The sequence below is a fragment of the Serinicoccus sediminis genome (assembly GCF_004153545.1).
GTDB classification, from domain to species: Bacteria; Actinomycetota; Actinomycetes; order Actinomycetales; family Dermatophilaceae; genus Ornithinicoccus; species Ornithinicoccus sediminis_A.
In genome coordinates this window covers 20,224-36,809 of the sequence record NZ_SDVA01000024.1, presented here as the reverse complement: position 1 = coordinate 36,809, position 16,586 = coordinate 20,224, and the positions used below count along the sequence as shown (strand labels likewise).

Annotated in this window: 17 protein-coding genes; 3 read left to right on the top strand and 14 right to left on the bottom strand. The window is 74.2% G+C overall.

Annotated features, from left to right (window positions below; all coding sequences use genetic code 11):
* From EUS26_RS15740 to EUS26_RS15730, 3 genes are all read right to left on the bottom strand, one after another.
* The coding region (locus EUS26_RS15740; protein WP_130014780.1) for a hypothetical protein at positions 1-237 on the bottom strand (237 nt) is incomplete at its 3' end.
* Positions 234-554: a hypothetical protein gene (locus EUS26_RS15735; protein ID WP_130014779.1), complete on the bottom strand. Its 321-nt coding sequence runs from the start codon at positions 552-554 to the stop codon at positions 234-236. The genes EUS26_RS15740 and EUS26_RS15735, both read right to left, overlap by 4 nt.
* Positions 555-660: 106 nt before the next feature.
* Positions 661-2,577: a propionyl-CoA synthetase gene (locus tag EUS26_RS15730; protein WP_130014778.1), complete on the bottom strand. Its 1,917-nt coding sequence runs from the start codon at positions 2,575-2,577 to the stop codon at positions 661-663.
* A 116-nt stretch (positions 2,578-2,693) separates the two neighbouring features.
* Between EUS26_RS15730 and EUS26_RS15725 the strand changes: the two genes are divergently transcribed.
* The gene (locus tag EUS26_RS15725) at positions 2,694-3,899 is read left to right on the top strand and encodes an SLOG cluster 4 domain-containing protein (RefSeq protein WP_130014777.1); all 1,206 of its coding nucleotides are present in this window, start codon (positions 2,694-2,696) and stop codon (positions 3,897-3,899) included.
* A gap of 54 nt (positions 3,900-3,953) precedes the next feature.
* Here the strand turns inward: EUS26_RS15725 and rlmN are convergent, their stop codons facing one another.
* From rlmN to rpsB, 7 genes are all read right to left on the bottom strand, one after another.
* Positions 3,954-5,129 (bottom strand): dual-specificity RNA methyltransferase RlmN, encoded by a 1,176-nt coding sequence (gene rlmN / locus EUS26_RS15720; protein ID WP_130014776.1) that lies wholly within the window; start codon positions 5,127-5,129, stop codon positions 3,954-3,956.
* A 24-nt stretch (positions 5,130-5,153) separates the two neighbouring features.
* The gene (locus tag EUS26_RS15715; protein WP_130014775.1) at positions 5,154-6,014 is read right to left on the bottom strand and encodes a phosphatidate cytidylyltransferase; all 861 of its coding nucleotides are present in this window, start codon (positions 6,012-6,014) and stop codon (positions 5,154-5,156) included.
* 28 nt (positions 6,015-6,042) lie between these two features.
* The gene (frr, locus tag EUS26_RS15710; RefSeq protein ID WP_130014774.1) at positions 6,043-6,609 is read right to left on the bottom strand and encodes a ribosome recycling factor; all 567 of its coding nucleotides are present in this window, start codon (positions 6,607-6,609) and stop codon (positions 6,043-6,045) included.
* A 56-nt stretch (positions 6,610-6,665) separates the two neighbouring features.
* The gene (pyrH, locus tag EUS26_RS15705; protein ID WP_130014773.1) at positions 6,666-7,439 is read right to left on the bottom strand and encodes a UMP kinase; all 774 of its coding nucleotides are present in this window, start codon (positions 7,437-7,439) and stop codon (positions 6,666-6,668) included.
* 91 nt (positions 7,440-7,530) lie between these two features.
* Positions 7,531-8,418: an NUDIX hydrolase gene (locus EUS26_RS15700; RefSeq protein ID WP_130014772.1), complete on the bottom strand. Its 888-nt coding sequence runs from the start codon at positions 8,416-8,418 to the stop codon at positions 7,531-7,533.
* 122 nt (positions 8,419-8,540) lie between these two features.
* A complete protein-coding gene (tsf, locus tag EUS26_RS15695; RefSeq protein WP_130014771.1) occupies positions 8,541-9,368 on the bottom strand; it encodes a translation elongation factor Ts in 828 nt (275 codons plus the stop codon).
* 34 nt (positions 9,369-9,402) lie between these two features.
* The gene (rpsB, locus tag EUS26_RS15690) at positions 9,403-10,371 is read right to left on the bottom strand and encodes a 30S ribosomal protein S2 (RefSeq protein WP_130014770.1); all 969 of its coding nucleotides are present in this window, start codon (positions 10,369-10,371) and stop codon (positions 9,403-9,405) included.
* 259 nt (positions 10,372-10,630) lie between these two features.
* Here rpsB and EUS26_RS15685 point away from each other — a divergent pair, with 259 nt between their 5' ends.
* The gene (locus tag EUS26_RS15685) at positions 10,631-11,794 is read left to right on the top strand and encodes a pyridoxal phosphate-dependent aminotransferase (RefSeq protein ID WP_130014769.1); all 1,164 of its coding nucleotides are present in this window, start codon (positions 10,631-10,633) and stop codon (positions 11,792-11,794) included.
* 13 nt (positions 11,795-11,807) lie between these two features.
* Positions 11,808-12,782: a tyrosine recombinase XerC gene (locus tag EUS26_RS15680; protein WP_130014768.1), complete on the top strand. Its 975-nt coding sequence runs from the start codon at positions 11,808-11,810 to the stop codon at positions 12,780-12,782.
* Between the two features lie 45 nt (positions 12,783-12,827).
* Here EUS26_RS15680 and EUS26_RS15675 read toward each other — a convergent pair whose 3' ends face one another.
* The 4 genes from EUS26_RS15675 to EUS26_RS15660 all read right to left on the bottom strand — a co-directional run bounded on the left by EUS26_RS15675 (position 12,828) and on the right by EUS26_RS15660 (position 16,523).
* Complete coding sequence (locus tag EUS26_RS15675; protein ID WP_238149030.1) at positions 12,828-13,409, bottom strand: M23 family metallopeptidase; 582 nt, start codon at positions 13,407-13,409, stop codon at positions 12,828-12,830.
* Between the two features lie 101 nt (positions 13,410-13,510).
* Entirely contained in the window at positions 13,511-14,620 is a 1,110-nt protein-coding gene (dprA, locus tag EUS26_RS15670; protein WP_130014767.1) for a DNA-processing protein DprA, read from the bottom strand.
* Positions 14,617-16,146, bottom strand: coding sequence for a YifB family Mg chelatase-like AAA ATPase (locus EUS26_RS15665; RefSeq protein ID WP_130014766.1), 1,530 nt, complete (start codon positions 16,144-16,146; stop codon positions 14,617-14,619). The genes dprA and EUS26_RS15665 overlap by 4 nt, the downstream gene beginning before the upstream one ends.
* Positions 16,146-16,523 carry a YraN family protein gene (locus EUS26_RS15660; protein ID WP_238149029.1) on the bottom strand — a complete coding sequence of 126 codons (378 nt, stop codon included), beginning with the start codon at positions 16,521-16,523 and terminating at the stop codon, positions 16,146-16,148. The genes EUS26_RS15665 and EUS26_RS15660 overlap by 1 nt, the downstream gene beginning before the upstream one ends.
* Positions 16,524-16,586: the final 63 nt, after the last annotated feature.

Genomic DNA, 16,586 nt, shown 5'->3' with positions numbered 1-16,586 from the left:
CTCCTGCACGGCCGCGGCCGCCTCCCGGGGCGGGGCCGCCGCGGCGCGGGCGAGCCGCTGCACGGCCACCACCCGCGCGGTGGCCTGCAGCGCGGCCAGCCCGGACCACCCCGAGGGGTCGGGGGCGCTGCGCAGCACCCGGTCCGCGGCTGCCTCGATCTGCACGCCCGCCTCGCGCAGCAGACGGGCGGCCTGCTCCATCTCCTCGGGCAGGGTCGCCAGGACGGTGCCGCTCACGGCACCAGCCCCGTCCGGGGGCCCCTCGCCCACCCACCGGTGAGCAGCCGCTCCACCTCGACGTAGTCGGAGCGGGCCTCCGACAGCGCGACGGAGAGCGTCCTCCCGTGAGCGGCGACCTGGCGCAGGCCCCTGCGCCACCGCCAGGCGGCGTCCTGCGCCGCTCCGGCCAGCAGACCGCCCCCGCCGCCGGCGGCGACCGCGCCCAGCGCCCGGGCGACCCCCTCGGCGGCGCCCTCCAGCGCCTCGGCGGCACCCGTCAGCTCCCCGGCCGCGACGTCCAGGTGGTCGCCGTCCACGCGCACGGCATACCCCATGCGTGCACCCCCTCGGTGTCCCGCCGGGCACGGTCACCCGACTACCCCCGAGGCTAGGCCCCGCGGCCGACAGCCGGCCCGGGTTGTCCACAGGCGACGGCGCGGGCTATCCCCGCAGCACGGGCCGCAGCTCGTCGAGGACGCCGACGTCCTCGATCGTCGAGGGCACCATGGGGGTGTCGCCGTCGGCGATCTGCCGCATCGTCCGACGCAGGATCTTGCCCGAGCGGGTCTTGGGCAGCGCGTCGACGACGTCCACCCGGCGCAGCGAGGCCACCGGGCCGACCTCGGCCCGCACCCGCGCGACCAGCTCCTCCTGCAGCTGCCGCTCGCCGGCCGCGTCCGGGTCCGCGCCCGACTTGAGCACGACCAGAGCGCGTGGCACCTGCCCCTTGAGGTCGTCGGCCACACCGATGACGGCGCACTCGGCGACCGCGGGGTGCCCCGCCAGGGCCTCCTCCAGCGCACCGGTCGAGAGCCGGTGGCCGGCCACGTTGAGGACGTCGTCGGTGCGGCCCATGACGAAGACGTAGCCGTCCTCGTCGAGGTAGCCCCCGTCCCCCGAGAGGTAGTAGCCGTCGTAGGCGGACAGGTAGGAGGAGACGTAGCGCTCGTCGTCCTGCCAGAGCGTCGGCAGCGTGCCCGGCGGCAGCGGCAGCCGCAGGCAGATCGCCCCCTCGGTCCCCGCGGGCACCTCCTGCCCGCGCTCGTCCAGCACCCGCACGTCGTAGCCCGCAGTCGGCAGCCCGGGGCTGCCGGGGCGGATGTCGAGGAGGGCACCGTCCGGTCCGACCGGGTTGATGGCGATGGGCCACCCGGTCTCGGTCTGCCACCAGTTGTCGATCACAGGCACCCCGAGGTGCTCGGAGGCCCACCGCCAGGTGTCCGGGTCCAGGCGCTCGCCGGCGAGGAAGAGCGCGCGCAGCGAGGACAGGTCGTGGTCACCGACGAGGCTCGCCTCCGGGTCCTGCTTCTTGATCGCCCGGATCGCCGTCGGGGCGGTGAAGGCGGCGACCGCCCGGTGCTCGGCGATCATCCGCCAGTAGGCCCCGGCGTCCGGCGTGCCGACTGGCTTGCCCTCGAAGAGGATCGTCGTGGCCCCGGTGAGCAGCGGCGCGTAGACGATGTAGGAGTGTCCGACCACCCAGCCGACGTCGGAGCCGCACAGCCACGTCTCCCCCGGCTGCACCCCGTAGAGGTGGGTCATCGACCAGCGCAGGGCGACGGCATACCCGCCGCTGTCCCGGACGATGCCCTTGGGGCGCCCGGTCGTGCCGGAGGTGTAGAGGACGTAGAGCGGGTGCGTGGCCTCCACGGGCACGCAGGCGGCCGGGGCCACCGCGTCCGGATGCATCAGCCGGGCCCAGTCGAGGTCCCGCTCCCCCATCTCGCAGGTCAGCTGCTCGCGCTGCAGGATGACGCAGTGGTCGGGCTGGTGCGCCGAGCGCGCGATGGCCTCGTCGAGCATCGGCTTGTAGGGCACCACGCGGTTCGGCTCGATGCCGCAGCTGGCGGAGACGACGACCGTGGGCCGGGCGTCCTCGATGCGGGCGGCCAGCTCGGCGGGCGCGAATCCGCCGAAGACGACCGAGTGCACCGCCCCGATGCGCGCGCAGGCCAGCATGGTGATGACCGCCTCGGGCACCATGGGGAGGTAGACGACGACCCGGTCGCCCTTGCCCACGCCGAGGTCACGCAGCACGCCGGCGAACCGCGCCACCAGGTCGAGCAGCTCGGCGTAGGTGTAGCGGCGCAGCGTGCCGGTGACCGGGCTGTCGTGCACGAGCGCTGTCTGGTCGGCCCGGCCGTGCACCACGTGCCGGTCCAGGGCGTTGTAGCAGACGTTGAGGGTCCCGTCCGGGAACCAGCGGTAGAACGGGGCGCCCGAGGCGTCCAGCACCTCCCGGGGCCGTCGGATCCAGTCGATGGCCCCTGCCGCCTGCCCCCAGAAGGCCGCAGGGTCGGAGAGGCTCGAGGCGACCTGCTCGCGGTAGGCCTGCTGCGTCGTGGCGTCGTCGCTCATGACGCCATCACACACCCCGCGGGGGCGCCGCGCCAGGGCTGGTCGCCGGGCGGTCGCCCGCGCGCGACGGGCGGCGGTCGGGGGCCGCCCGGGGGCGCGGGCTAGGGTCGCTGGGTATGCAGCAGCGCGAGCACCCGGTGAGCGAGGAGGTCGGCGACCGGCCGGTCGGTGCCGGTGGGTCGGCGGAGGTGCGCTACCGCCGGGTCGAGCCGCGACCCTGCGCGGACGACCGGGAGGTGGAGGACGCCGCGACCTGGCGTCGCTGGCTGGCGGCCGAGGGCCCGCTCCCCCCGCTGCGCGTCCAGGGCCTGGACCTCACCACGGACCGGGATCTGCTGCTGGCCCGTGACGACCTGGCCGACCTCGTCGTCCTGGGCGGCCGCCTCGACGCCGAGGTCGAGGCGCACCTGCGCCGGGCCGGGGCCCTCGTCTTCCCGGCGGCGCCGCACGCCCCCATCGACCCCTACCGGGCCCACCTCTACACCCCCCGGGAGCTCTACGCCGGGCTCGAGGAGCGTGGCTACGACGGGACGCCGGACGCCCGGGCCTACCGCTGGTTCGAGGACGCCACCGTCCGCCACGACGCCTACGTCACCGCGCTGCGCGCCATCCACGACGACGCCATGACGGACGCCCTGGTCGCGGCCCTGGACGGGCGCAGGGTGGTCGGCGTCATGGGCGGCCACGCCCTGCGGCGGGGCACCCCCGACTTCGCGGCGGCCGCCCTGCTGGGGCACCGGCTGGCCGAGGCGGGCGGCGTGGTGCTGACCGGCGGGGGCCCGGGGGCGATGGAGGCGGCCAACCTGGGCGCCTGGGCCGCCGACGAGGAGCTCCTGGCGCACGCCCTGGACACCCTGGCGCGGGTGCCGGACTTCGCGCCCGACATCGCGGCCTGGGTGCGACCCGCGCTGAGTCTGCGCGACGGTTCCGGCGCCGGCGGCGCGCCACGCCGGCTGCGCAGCGTCGGCATCCCGACCTGGTACTACGGTCACGAGCCGCCGAACGCCTTCGGCCAGCTGGTCGCCAAGCTCTTCTCCAACGCGCTGCGCGAGGACCTGCTGCTGGCCCAGTCCCGGCACGGCCTGGTCGTCCTGCCCGGGGCGGCCGGCACCGTGCAGGAGGTCTTCCAGATGGCGACCCGGCTCTACTACGGCGTGGACGCCGAGGCCGGACCGGCGCCCCTGGTCCTGGTGGGCCGGGAGCACTGGACGACGCACCTACCGGTGTGGCCCCTGCTGCAGGCGCTCGCCGAGGGACGGCCCATGGTCAGCGCCCTGCACCTGGTCGACACCGTGCAGGAGGCGGCCGACCTCCTCGCCTGACCCGAGCCCCTCGCCGCGGCGCTCACGGGCACCCCGGCGAGGTCGCCCGGACCGTCAGGAGGGGTCGGCGGTCGCGGCGAGCTGCCCGCAGGCGCCGTCGATGTCGGAGCCGCGGGTGTCGCGCACCGTCGTGGGGATGCCGTGCGCCAGCAGCCGCTCGACGAACTGCTGCTCGACCCCGCGGCGGGAGGCGGTCCACTTGCTCCCCGGCGTGGGGTTGAGCGGGATGGGGTTGACGTGCACCCAGCCACGACCGCGGGCGTTGAGCTTCTCGCCGAGCAGGTCGGCCCGCCAGGCCTGGTCGTTGATGTCCCGGATGAGGGCGTACTCGATGGACACCCGGCGGCCGGTGGCCTCGAAGTAGCGGCGCGCCGCGTCCAGGGCCTCGTCGACCTTCCAGCGGGTGTTGATCGGCACCAGCTCGTCCCGCAGCTCGTCGTCCGGCGCGTGCAGCGACAGGGCCAGGGTGACCGGCAGGCCCTCCCCCGCCAGCTTGTCGATGGCCGGCGCGAGGCCGACCGTGGACATCGTCACACCCCGCGCGGACATGCCGAGGCCGTGCGGGGACGGGTCGATGAGCCGGTGGATCGCCGCGAGCGACGCCTTGTAGTTGGCCAGCGCCTCGCCCATGCCCATGAAGACCACATTGCTGACCCGCACCTGCTCGGCGGCGCCGCCCTCGTCCTCTCCCCCGGCCAGCTCACCGTGCCGCAGCGCCCGCGCGGCGGCGACGACCTGCTCGACGATCTCCGCCGTCGACAGGTTGCGGGTGAGCCCGGCCTGGCCCGTGGCGCAGAACGGGCAGTTCATGCCGCACCCCGCCTGGCTGGAGATGCACATCGTCACCCGCCCCGGGTAGCGCATGAGGACCGACTCGACCATGGCCCCGTCGTGCAGCCGGTGCACCTGCTTGAGCGTGGCGCCGTCGTCAGCCGACAGCGTCCGGACCGGGGTGAGCAGGGTGGGCAGCAGGCCCCCGACGAGCTCCTGCCGGCCGGCCTTGGGCAGGTCGGTCATCTGGTCGGGGTCGGTCACCAGCCGCTCGAAGTAGTGCCGGCTCACCTGGTCGGCGCGGAAGCCCGGTATGCCGAGCTCGGTGGCCCACTCCTTGCGCCCGGCCAGGTCGTGGTCGGCGAGATGGGTGGGGGCCTTGCCCCGGCGCGGGGCCCGGAAGGTGAGCTGGCCGGGGGCGGGGCGGTCTGCGGTCGGGGTGGGGAGCTGCGTCGTCATGGCCCTCCCAGTGTCGCAGGGTTTTCAGACCAGCACGTGCAGCAGCGCCCAGCAGACGGGTGCGGTCACCACGAGCGAGTCCAGCCGGTCCATCACCCCGCCGTGCCCGGGCAGGATGCTGCCCATGTCCTTGATGCCGAGGTCGCGCTTGATCGCCGACTCGGCCAGGTCGCCCACGGTGGCGAAGGCCGCGGCGAAGGCACCGACGACCAGGCCCGCCCACCACGCCCCGTCCAGCAGCAGCACCACGCACGCGGCGCCGACCACCGCGCTGGTGCCGACCGACCCGGCGAAGCCCTCCCAGGACTTCTTCGGCGACAGCGAGGGCGACATGGGGGTGCGCCCACGGAGCACGCCGACGGCATACCCCCCGGTGTCCGAGGCCACGGTGACCAGGATGAAGGTGATGATCCGCCCGACGCCGTCCGGCTGCGCCAGCATGAGCGAGGTGATGGCGGCCAGCAGCGGGACGTAGGCGACGACGTAGACACCGGCGGCGACGTCCCGCGCGGCGTCCCGGGGCGCGCCGACGCTGCGCCACAGCAGCACCAGAGCCGTCGCGGCGGCGAAACCGACCGCCAGGGCGTCGGCGCCACCGTAGTAGGCGAGCGGGACGAGGCCGACGGAGGCGAAGACCGGCACGCGGGGCGGGTCCACCCGTCCGCTGCGCAGCGCCTGGTCCAGCTCCCAGACGCCCACCAGCACCGCGGCGCTCACGAGGTAGACGAACGCGGGCTTCCAGAACACCAGGCTCGCGAGGATGACGAGGACGAGCCCGACGCCGACCCCGATGGCCGCCGGGAGATCCCGGCCCGCACGGGGGGTCCGCCCGGCCGCCGGACGCCCGGCGGCCCGCGCCGCGCGCCGCGTGGTCGGCTCGGTCATCGAGATCGTTCCTGCGGGGCGGAGCTGCTCACACCTCGAGCAGCTCGGCCTCCTTGTGCTTGAGGATGTCGTCGACGACCTCGACGTGCCGACGGGTGAGCGCCTCGAGCTCCTTCTCCCCGCGGGTGCCGTCGTCCTCCCCGATGTCACCGTCCTTGACGGCCTTGTCGATGACGTCCTTGGCGTGGCGGCGCACGTGGCGCACGGAGACCTTGGCGTCCTCGCCCTTGGTGTGGGCCAGCTTGATGTACTCGCGCCGGCGCTCCTCGGTCAGCTGCGGCATGACGATGCGGATGGCGTTGCCGTCGTTGCTGGGGTTGGCGCCCAGGTCGGCCTCCCGCAGGGCCTTCTCGATGTCCTTCATCGCCGACTTGTCGTAGGGCGTGATGAGGACGGTGCGGGCGTCCTGGATGCTGAAGCTGGCGAGCTGCTGCAGCGGGGTCGGCGCCCCGTAGTAGTCGACCTGGAGCTTGCTGAACATGCCGGGGTGGGCACGGCCGGTGCGGATGGACGCCATGTCCTCGCGCGCCACCTCCAGCGCCTTGTCCATCTTCTCCTCGGCCTCCATGAGGGCCATCTCGACGACCTCGGACATCGTGGGTGCTCCTTGCTGGTATGTCGTGGTGCGGCAGGTCCGTAGCGGTGCGGCGGTCAGTCCGCCGTCACGAGTGTCCCGATCCTCTCACCCTTGATCGCGCGGGTGATGGAGTCCTCGCCGTCCATGCCGAAGACCAGCATCGGCAGGTCATTGTCCATGCACAGGCTGAAAGCGGCGGCGTCGACGACGCGCAGGTTGCCCACGAGAGCGTCGGAGAAGGTCAGCTCGTCCAGCTTGCGGGCCTGGTCGTCGGTACGCGGGTCGGCGGTGTAGACGCCGTCCACCCCGTGCTTGCTCATGAGCACCTGGTCGCACTTGATCTCCAGCGCCCGCTGCGCCGAGACGGTGTCGGTGGAGAAGTACGGCATCCCGGCGCCCGCGCCGAAGATGACCACGCGGCCCTTCTCCAGGTGCCGCATGGCGCGGCGGGGGATGTAGGGCTCGGCGACCTGCCCCATGGTGATCGCGGTCTGGACCCGCGTGTCCACCCCCTCCTTCTCGAGGAAGTCCTGCAGCGCCAGGCAGTTCATCACCGTCCCCAGCATGCCCATGTAGTCCGCGCGGGCCCGCTCCATGCCGCGCTGCTGCAGCTCGGCGCCACGGAAGAAGTTGCCCCCACCGATGACCACGGCGATCTGGACCCCGGCGCGGTGGGCGTCGGCGATCTGGTGCGCGATGCCCTTGACGACGTCCGGGTCGACGCCGACGTGGCCTCCGCCGAAGGCCTCCCCGGACAGCTTGAGCAGGACGCGGCGGGCCCGTCCCGGGTGCGCGGAGGGCAGATCCTGGCTCGTCCGGGTCTGCTGCGCGGGCGCCGTCGTGGTCATGGGTGTCCTCCTGGGATCGAGGCTGGGCGGTCGCTCGATCCTGCCACACGCGCCCGGGTGCGGCGATCGCGCGGGCCGCCCGGGTCGCCGCTCAGCGCAGCACCGGCAGCTTGGTCCCCGCGACGTGCCGCTCGTCCATGACGGCGTGCCGGAAGCGGTAGAGCCGGGCAGGTCGCCCACCCGTGTCCGACGAGACCTCACCCGTCTCCTCGACCAGCTCCTGCCCGGTGACCAGGCGACGGAAGTTCTGCTTGTGCAGCCGCTGCCCCGCCAGGGCCTCGACGGTGCGCTGCAGCCGGCCGAGGGTGAAGGTCTGCGGCATGAGCTCGAAGACGACGGGGCGGTACTGGATCTTGGCCCGCAGCCGGGACAGCGCCGTGGCGAGGATGCGGCGGTGGTCGGACTCCATGGCGTCCCCCGGCACCCGGGCGGCGCCCGCCTCGGGGATGAGGCCGGCCTCGTAGAGCAGCTCGTAGCGTTGCAGGGCCAGCTCGGGGGCCCACGACCGGCCGCCCAGGCCGAGGCAGATGTCGACGCGCCGCCGGCGGGACGCCCGCTCGCCGGTGGGGGCGTCGTCCACCCACGTCGCCAGGAGGGGTGCGAGGGTCTGCTCCACCAGCCCTGCCCCGGAGGTGCGTCCGGTCCGGGCGGGTCGGTGGTCCTCCCAGGGGAACACGGCGTACCAGTCGTGCCACAGCGGCCCGCCCTCGGTACGGGTCAGGCCGAGGTAGGAGACCGAGATGGCCCTGCGCGCCCCGCGGTCGCCGTCGGCGAAGGTGTAGAGCTGCTCGACGTAGCCGAGCCGGTGCCCGGTCTGCTGCTCCACCCAGGCGCTGAGGCCGGCCTGCATCGACCGGTGCTCCGACTGCAGCGGCCCTGCCGGCAGCCGCAGGCGCTCGCCCGACATCAGCACCAGCGGGCGGTCGCCGTGGACGGCGGTCACCACCGCGACCAGCTCGGCACTCAGATCGGCAGGCACCGCCTCATCCTGCCTCCCCCGGCTCCGGCCGACCACCTCGGCCCCGTGAGACGCCGGAAGGCCGGGTCCCGCGGTGCGGGACCCGGCCTTCCGGTCGGTGGCGAGCCGAGCTCGGGCTGGCGTCAGACGCCGACCTTGAACCGGGCGAAGCCGGTCACCTCGGCGCCGGCCTCCTCGGCGACCTTGGCGATGGTCTTCTTGGTGTCCTTCGCGAACGGCTGGTCGAGGAGGACGTTCTCCTTGAAGAAGCCGTTGACCCGACCCTCGATGATCTTGGGCAGCGCCTGCTCCGGCTTGCCCTCCTCGCGGGCGGTCTCCTCGGCGATGCGACGCTCGTTGGCGACGGTGTCCGCGTCGATCTCGTCGCGGGTCAGGACCGAGGGCGAGAACGCCGCGACGTGCATCGCGATGTCCCGCGCCACCTGCTCGTCGCCACCGGAGGTGGCGACGAGGACGCCGATCTGCGGGGGCAGGTCGGGCATCGTCTTGTGCAGGTAGGACACGACCTGGTCACCCGCGACGCGGGCGACCCGACGGACCTCGATCTTCTCGCCGATGGTGGCGTTGGCGTCGTCGAGGACCTCCTTGACGGTCTTGCCGTCCATCTCCGAGGCCAGCAGCGCGTCCACGTCGGCGGCCTCCACGGCCACGGCCTGGGCGAGGACCCGGTCGGCGAGCTCGCCGAAGACCGGGCCCTTGGCCACGAAGTCGGTCTCGCAGTTGACCTCGACGAGGGTGCCGACGCCACCGTCGACCTGGGCCCGGACGAGCCCGTTGGTCGCCGAGCGGCCCTCGCGCTTGGTCACGCCCTTGAGCCCCTTGACGCGCAGGATGTCCGTGGCCTTGGCGGTGTCGCCGTCGGCCTCGTCGAGCGCCTTCTTGACGTCCATCATGCCGGCGCCGGTGGACTCGCGCAGCGCCTTGATGTCAGCGGCGGTGTAGTTCGCCATGAGTGCTTGGTTGCTCCTTCGTGAAGGGTGCGGGTCAGGACTGGGTGGTCTCGGCGGTCGCCTCGGCGGTGTCGCCGGCCTCGGCGGTCTCCGTCGCGGCCTCGGTCGCCTCGGCGGTCTCGGCCGCGGTGTCGGCGGCCTGCGTCTCCTCGGCCTGGGCCTGGGCCTCGGCGGTGACCTTGTCCTCCGACGTGGCCTGCTCGGCACCGACGGTGGGCTCGGACTCCTCCGCGCCGGCGAGCAGCTCGCGCTCCCACTCGGCCATCGGCTCGTTGGCGGCCGCCTCCTCGCCCGAGGTGGCGCTGCTGCCACCGGAGCGCGAGATGAGACCGTCGGCGACGGCGTCCGCGACCACGCGGGTCAGCAGGGTGACGGAGCGGATCGCGTCGTCGTTGCCCGGGATCTTGTAGTCGACCTCGTCCGGGTCGCAGTTGGTGTCGAGGATCGCGATGACCGGCAGACCGAGCTTGCGGGCCTCGGTGACGGCCAGGTGCTCCTTCTTGGTGTCGACGACCCAGACGGCCGAGGGGACCTTCTGCATGTCCCGGATGCCGCCCAGCGTCTTGGCGAGCTTCTCGTACTCGCGGCGCATCATGAGGAGCTCCTTCTTCGTGCGGCCGCTGCCGGCCACGTCGTCGAAGTCGATCTCCTCGAGCTCCTTCATGCGCGTGAGGCGCTTGGAGACGGTCTGGAAGTTGGTGAGCATCCCGCCCAGCCAGCGGTGGTTGACGTAGGGCATCCCGACCCGCGTGGCCTGCTCGGCGATGGACTCCTGAGCCTGCTTCTTGGTGCCGACGAACATGATCGACCCGCCGTGCGCGACGGTCTGCTTGACGAAGTCGTAGGCCTCGTTGAGGTACGTCAGCGACTGCTGCAGGTCGATGATGTAGATGCCGTTGCGCTCGGTCATGATGAAGCGCTTCATCTTGGGGTTCCAGCGACGGGTCTGGTGCCCGAAGTGGACGCCGCTCTCCAGGAGCTGGCGCATGGTGACGACGGCCATGCCGTGGTCTCGCTTTCTTCTCGATGGCAGTTGTGTCCTGGCCCGGGGACGCTCCCCACCCACGACCGTGATGGCACGGACGCGGGACCGCGGGGTGCGCCACCGGTGACGAGCCGCCTACCGACGAGGTATGCGGTGTGCTCCGGTCGCGCCCGGGCGCGAATTCGCGCGTCGCACCGGCCCGAGGGCAGGACGAGACGCACGTGGGTCCGAGGATACGGCAGCAGGCGGCCCGCGGACGAATCGCTACCGTGGCCCGATGAGCGATCCCCTCGTGCAGCGACTCCAGCCCTTCGGCACCAGCGTCTTCGCGGAGATGACCCAGCGCGCCCTGCAGTTCGACGCGGTCAACCTGGGGCAGGGCTTCCCGGACACCGACGGGCCGCAGGAGATGCGGGACCTGGCGGCGCGCGGCCTGCAGGACGGGCTCAACCAGTACGCCCCGGCCCGTGGCCTCCCCGTGCTGCGCGAGGCGGTGGCCGAGCACCAGGAGCGGTGGTACGGCATACCCCTGGACCCGCAGACGCAGGTGCTCGTCACGGTCGGCGCGACCGAGGCGATCGCGGCCTCCCTCATCGCGCTCGTCGAACCTGGCGAAGAGGTGCTGGTCATCGAGCCGTCGTACGACTCCTACGGCGCCGCGGTCGCGATGGCCGGCGGGGTGCGGCGCAGCGTGCAGCTGAGCTTCCCCGACCTGCGGCTCGACCTCGACGCGCTGCGCGCCGCCGTCACCGACCGGACGCGCGTCCTCGTGCTCAACACCCCCCACAACCCGACCGGGAAGGTCTTCACCACCACCGAGCTCCAGGGGGTCGCCGCGGTCGCCCGGGAGCACGACCTGGTCGTCGTGTCCGACGAGGTCTACGAGCACCTCGTCTTCGACGGCCACCGGCACACCCCGATCGCGACCCTCCCCGGGATGGCCGAGCGCACGCTGACCATCTCCTCCGTGGGCAAGACCTTCTCGCTCACCGGGTGGAAGACCGGCTGGGTCAGCGGCCCGGCCGAGCTGGTGGACGCGGTCGCGGCGGTCAAGCAGTTCCTCACCTTCGTCGGGGTGACGCACGTGCAGCCGGCGGTCGCCCACGGGCTCGGGATGCCGGACGCGTTCTTCCACGGCTTCGCCCGGCAGCTGCAGGACAAGCGGGACCTGCTGGTCGAGGCGCTCGACGAGGTCGGTGTACCGGTCAGCCCGTGCCAGGGCAGCTACTTCGTCATCGCCGACCTGGCCGGGCACGGGGTGGAGGACGCGGTGGACTTCTGCCGGCGCATGCCCGAGGAGCTGGGCCTGGTCGGCGTGCCGGTCTCCGTCTTCTGCGAGGACCCCGAGCCGGTGCGCAGCCTGGTGCGCTTCGCCTTCTGCAAGCAGGACGACGTGCTGCGGGAGGCGGCGCGCCGCCTGCAGCGCCTCGGCAGCGCCTGACAGGCTCGGTGGTATGCCGCCCGACGCCTCGCCCAGCGCGCCCCCGGACCACGACCGGCCCGGTGAGGCGGACGGCCCTGACGTCCTCGACGACCAGCTGCTGGTGGACTTCGCGCAGCACCTGAGGGTCGAGAAGGGCCGCTCGCCCCACACCGTGCGTGCCTACCTCGCCGACCTGAGGGCTCTGGACGCCTTCCTGTCCGGGCGTGGGGTGCCGGAGGCCGCCGCGGTGCGGCTGGCCGACCTGCGGGCGTGGCTGGCCGGTCTGGGCGGCAGCGGGGCCGCACGCTCCAGCGTGTCCCGCCGCGCGGCGAGTGCCAAGACCTTCTTCCGGTGGGCCCAGCGCACCGGTCGTCTGGCGACCGACCCCTCGCTGCGCCTGCTCGCCCCGGGCAAGGACGCCCACCTGCCCGGGGTGCTGCGCGCCCCCCAGGCCGGTGCCCTCATGGAGCTGGCGGCCGTCGCTGCCGACGACGAGGACCCGGTCCACCTGCGCAACCGGGCCATGCTGGAGCTGCTCTACGCCTCCGGGATGCGGGTCGGCGAGCTGACCGGGCTGGACGTGGACGACGTCGACCTCCGGGAGGGCACCGCCCGGGTGCTCGGCAAGGGCGACAAGGAGCGCATCGTGCCCTTCGGTGACCCCGCGACCGTGGCCACCGCCGCCTGGCTGGACGGTGGTCGACCGTGCCTCGTGACGGCCGAGTCGGGTCCCGCGCTCTTCCTGGGACGGCGCGGACGGCGGGTGGACCAGCGGCAGGTCCGCTCCACCCTGCAGGACCTGCTGACCCACCTGCCCGACACGCCGCCCCTGGGCCCGCACGGGCTGCGGCACAGCGCCGCCACCCATCTGCTGGAGGGTGGTGCAGACCTGCGCACCGTGCAGGAGCTGCTGGGGCACGCGAGCCTGGCGACGACCCAGATCTACACCCACGTCTCGCTGGAGCGGCTGCGCTCCGCCTACCAGCAGGCTCACCCGCGGGCGTGAGGCCGCGGACGTGGTGCGGCGGTCGGGCGAGCAGCACGGGCGTCGTCACCGGACCGGCAGGAGGGACAGCTCCACCCCCAGGAGCAGGGGGGTCGGGTCGACGTAGCCGTCCCGGCCGCGCACCGCGCCCAGGTGGAGGCAGTCGTGGACCGGGCAGTGCCCACCGGCCGCCAGTCGCCCGAGCGGCTGCTCCCGGGCCACCCGCGACCCACGGGGCACCCGGTCCTCGACCGGCTGGTAGGTGCTGCGCAGACCGCTGACATGGGTGATGCTGACGACGCCCACGCCGGCGACCTCCCCGCTGAAGGTCACGACACCGTCGTCCACGGCCAGGACCCGTTCCCCGGCCACGCCGGCGAGGTCGAGGCCCCGGTGGCCCCGGCCCCACCTCTCCTGGGGTGGGTCGAAGCCCTGCACGATCCGCGGGGTGCCCGCCAGGGGCCACCCCCACAGGGCGGTGCGGCGACGGTCCTGCGTGGTGGCCGGCGGGCGCTCGCGCACCCCCAGCCACGCGGACACCCAGGCGCCCGAGCCGTCCGGCACCGGTCCGCGCGGGTCTGCCACGGCCACCGGTGTCCCCGTGCCACCGAGCATCAGGACCACCAGCAGGACGCACGCCGTCGCCACAAGCCGGGCACGCTCCCCCGGTCTCACCACCGGCCCACCGGGCGGGTGCCCCGCCCGCGGTCCCCGCCGCGACGCCGGGCCCGACGGGCCGCCCCCGCGTCTCATCGCGCCCCCGTCGGGCGACGCTGCCACCCGTCGAGCAGCTCCTCCGCCAGGCCCTGGTGCTCCAGCTGGCGCAAGGCGCCGAGGGTCTCGCGCAGGCTGAGGCCCGACCGCGCCATGACCTCGTCCACGACGCTGGAGGAGCGCGGCCGCAGCCACTGCCACACCCGTCGCAGGTCCTCGGGCAGTCCGTCGGCGACCTGCACCGGGCCGTGCTTGGGCGGGGCGAGGTCGTCCCCGATACGGCCCACCAGCTCGGCCACCTCGGCACCGTCCGTGATCAGCTCCGCGCCCATCCGGATCTCCGCGTGCGACCCCTGCGACAGGAGGCTCTCGACCGACCCGGGGACCGCCATGACCGGCCGCCCCAGGTCGCGCGCGTACTTCATCGTCGAGCGCGCCCCCGAGCGCAGGCCGGCCTCCACGACCACCGTGCCGCGGGCCACGCCGGCGATGATGCGGTTGCGGGCGAGGAACCGCATGCGGGCCGGCGCACCACCGGGGGGCGTCTCGCTGACCAGCGCACCGGTCCGGCGGATGCGGTCGATGAGCTCGGTGTTGGCCCGGGGGTAGGGCACGTCCACCCCGCCGGCCAGCACCGCCACCGTCGACCCGTCGGCCGACAGGGTCGCACGGTGGGCGGTCGCGTCGATGCCGAAGGCGGCTCCCGACACGACGGTGAACCCCCGGGCGACCAGGTCGACGCAGAGACCGGCGGTGACGTGGTCGCCGTAGGCCGTGCTGGCGCGCGCCCCGACGACGGCCACGCTGCGCTCGGCCAGGGCGGCGAGGTCCCCGGGGCCGGCCACCCACAGGCACCAGGGCGGGTGCTCGAGCTGGTCCAGGTCGTCGGGCCACTCCGGGTCGCCCGGGACGAGGATGCGGGCGCCCAGACGGCCCGCGATGCGCTCGTCGTCGACCGAGCGCGCCCGCTCGACCCGTGTGGCGAGCCGCGCGAGGTCCACCCCGCCGGGGGCCCGGCCGTCACGCAGGGCGTACCCCACCACCGCCTCGACCCCGTGCTCGGCCACCACCTGCTGCACCCGCTCGTCGTAGGGCTCGGCCAGCCGGGACAGCAGGACGCGGGCGCGACGTTCCTCGTGCCTCATGCCACCTTCACCCCGCTCGGGGTCCGCAGGTCCAGCGCCAGGGTCACGTCGTCGAGGTCGGGACGCGACGCGCCGCGCAGGTCGGCGAGGGTCCAGGCGACCCGCAGCGCGCGGTCCAGCCCGCGCAGCGTCAGGCTTCCCCTGTCCATGGCCCGCTCCAGCGGTCGGCGTTCGGCGGGGCCGAGGCGCCACGGCTGCTCGCGCAGCACGGCACCCGGCACCTCGCTGTTCAGCGTCCAGGGCGCGGACCTCCACCGCTCCCGCTGGCGCTCCCGCGCCTGCAGCACCCGCCCGGCGACGACCGCCGAGGGCTCGCCCGGGGGCAGGGCCAGGTCGCCGCGAGTGACCGCGCTGACGGTGAGCTTGAGGTCGACCCGGTCCAGCAACGGCCCGGAGAGCCGCCCGAGGTAGCCCGTCCTCCGGAACGGGGGGCACACGCAGCGGCTTCCCGCACCCCCGCACGGGCACGGGTTGGCCGCGAGGACGAGCTGGAAACGGGCAGGGAGCCGGACGTGGCGGTCGGCCCGGGCGATGAGCACCTCCCCCGACTCCAGCGGTTGCCGCAGCCCGTCCAGGACGTCCCGCCGGAACTCCGGGGCCTCGTCCAGGAACAGCACCCCCCGGTGGGCCCGCGAGACGGCACCGGGATGGATGAGGCGGGACCCGCCACCGATCACCGCGGCCGTGGACGCCGTGTGGTGGGGAGCCACGAAGGGCGGGCGGGTCACGAGCCGGTCCCCGGAGGGCAGGACACCCAGGACGGAGTGGATGCCGGTCACCGCGAGCGCGTCGTCGGCGTCCAGCTCGGGCAGGATGCCGGGCAGCCTCTCGGCGAGCATGGTCTTGCCGGCACCCGGCGGACCCACGAGGAGCAGGTGGTGACCGCCGGCGGCGGCGATCTCCAGGGCCTGCCGGGCCACCGCCTGCCCGACGACGTCGCCGAGGTCCGGGGCCGGGTCGGGGGGCGCCGGTGCGGTCGGCGGCAGGTCGAGGTGCAGCTCCTCGCCCTGGGCCCGGGCGAGGTAGAAGGCACGGACGTCGACGAGCGAGCGCACCGGGTGCACCCGCACCCCGGCGACGAGCGCGGCCTCCCGCGCCGCGTCGGCGGCCACCAGCACCTCGTCGACGCCGGCGGACGCCGCCGCGAGGGTCATCGGCAGCACGCCCGGCACCGGGCGGACGTCACCGGCCAGCCCCACCTCACCGACGTGCGCGACCCCGCGGACCGCGGCGGGCGTCACGTGCCCCTCGGCGGCCATCATCGCCACCGCGATGGCCAGGTCCAGACCGCTGCCGGCCTTGGGCACGCCCGCCGGCGAGAGGTTGATGGTCCACCGACGGGGCGGGACGGGCATGCCGCAGTTGCGCAGGGCCGGGCGCACCCGGTCCGGTGCCTGCTTGCAGGCGCTGTCCGCGAGCCCCGTCATCACCGTGGCTGGCAGCCCGTCGGCGCCCTGCGCCTCCACGGTCACCAGCCGTCCGTCGACCCCGCTCAGCGTCACCGCGTGGGTCCGCGCGAGCGCCATCAGGCGACCGCCTGCAGGTGGGTGAGCCGGGGCGGACCGTCCGGCGGGCTCAGCAGGCCCACGACGTCGATCCGGAAGGCCGCGCCCCGCTGCCCGTGAGCCTCCAGCCAGGCCCAGGCGAGCCGCCGCAGACGGTGCGCCTTGTCCCGGCCCACCGCCTCCACCGGCTCGCCGAAGCGGGTCGAGCGACGCGTCTTCACCTCGCAGAAGACCAGCTGCTCACCATCCCGCGCCACGACGTCCAGCTCCCCGTCCGGGCAGCGCCAGTTGCGGTCCAGCACCGCCCAGCCGAGCCCCTCGAGGTAGGTGCACACGAGGTCCTCCCCCCGGTCACCCACCGCCCGAGCCGTAGCCCACGGCATACCCCCGTCGTCCATCTCCCCCTCCTCACCGACCACCGTCGTCGGCGGCCACCCCCAGCCAACGCCGGGTGCCGGACC

Coding starts and splice junctions, on each gene's coding strand:
- EUS26_RS15735 (WP_130014779.1), bottom strand. CDS start 554: ATGGGGTATGCCGTGCGCGTGGACGGCGACCACCTGGACGTCGCGGCC.
- EUS26_RS15730 (WP_130014778.1), bottom strand. CDS start 2,577: ATGAGCGACGACGCCACGACGCAGCAGGCCTACCGCGAGCAGGTCGCC.
- EUS26_RS15725 (WP_130014777.1), top strand. CDS start 2,694: ATGCAGCAGCGCGAGCACCCGGTGAGCGAGGAGGTCGGCGACCGGCCG.
- rlmN (WP_130014776.1), bottom strand. CDS start 5,129: ATGACGACGCAGCTCCCCACCCCGACCGCAGACCGCCCCGCCCCCGGC.
- EUS26_RS15715 (WP_130014775.1), bottom strand. CDS start 6,014: ATGACCGAGCCGACCACGCGGCGCGCGGCGCGGGCCGCCGGGCGTCCG.
- frr (WP_130014774.1), bottom strand. CDS start 6,609: ATGTCCGAGGTCGTCGAGATGGCCCTCATGGAGGCCGAGGAGAAGATG.
- pyrH (WP_130014773.1), bottom strand. CDS start 7,439: ATGACCACGACGGCGCCCGCGCAGCAGACCCGGACGAGCCAGGATCTG.
- tsf (WP_130014771.1), bottom strand. CDS start 9,368: ATGGCGAACTACACCGCCGCTGACATCAAGGCGCTGCGCGAGTCCACC.
- rpsB (WP_130014770.1), bottom strand. CDS start 10,371: ATGGCCGTCGTCACCATGCGCCAGCTCCTGGAGAGCGGCGTCCACTTC.
- EUS26_RS15685 (WP_130014769.1), top strand. CDS start 10,631: ATGAGCGATCCCCTCGTGCAGCGACTCCAGCCCTTCGGCACCAGCGTC.
- EUS26_RS15680 (WP_130014768.1), top strand. CDS start 11,808: ATGCCGCCCGACGCCTCGCCCAGCGCGCCCCCGGACCACGACCGGCCC.
- dprA (WP_130014767.1), bottom strand. CDS start 14,620: ATGAGGCACGAGGAACGTCGCGCCCGCGTCCTGCTGTCCCGGCTGGCC.
- EUS26_RS15665 (WP_130014766.1), bottom strand. CDS start 16,146: ATGGCGCTCGCGCGGACCCACGCGGTGACGCTGAGCGGGGTCGACGGA.
- EUS26_RS15660 (WP_238149029.1), bottom strand. CDS start 16,523: ATGGACGACGGGGGTATGCCGTGGGCTACGGCTCGGGCGGTGGGTGAC.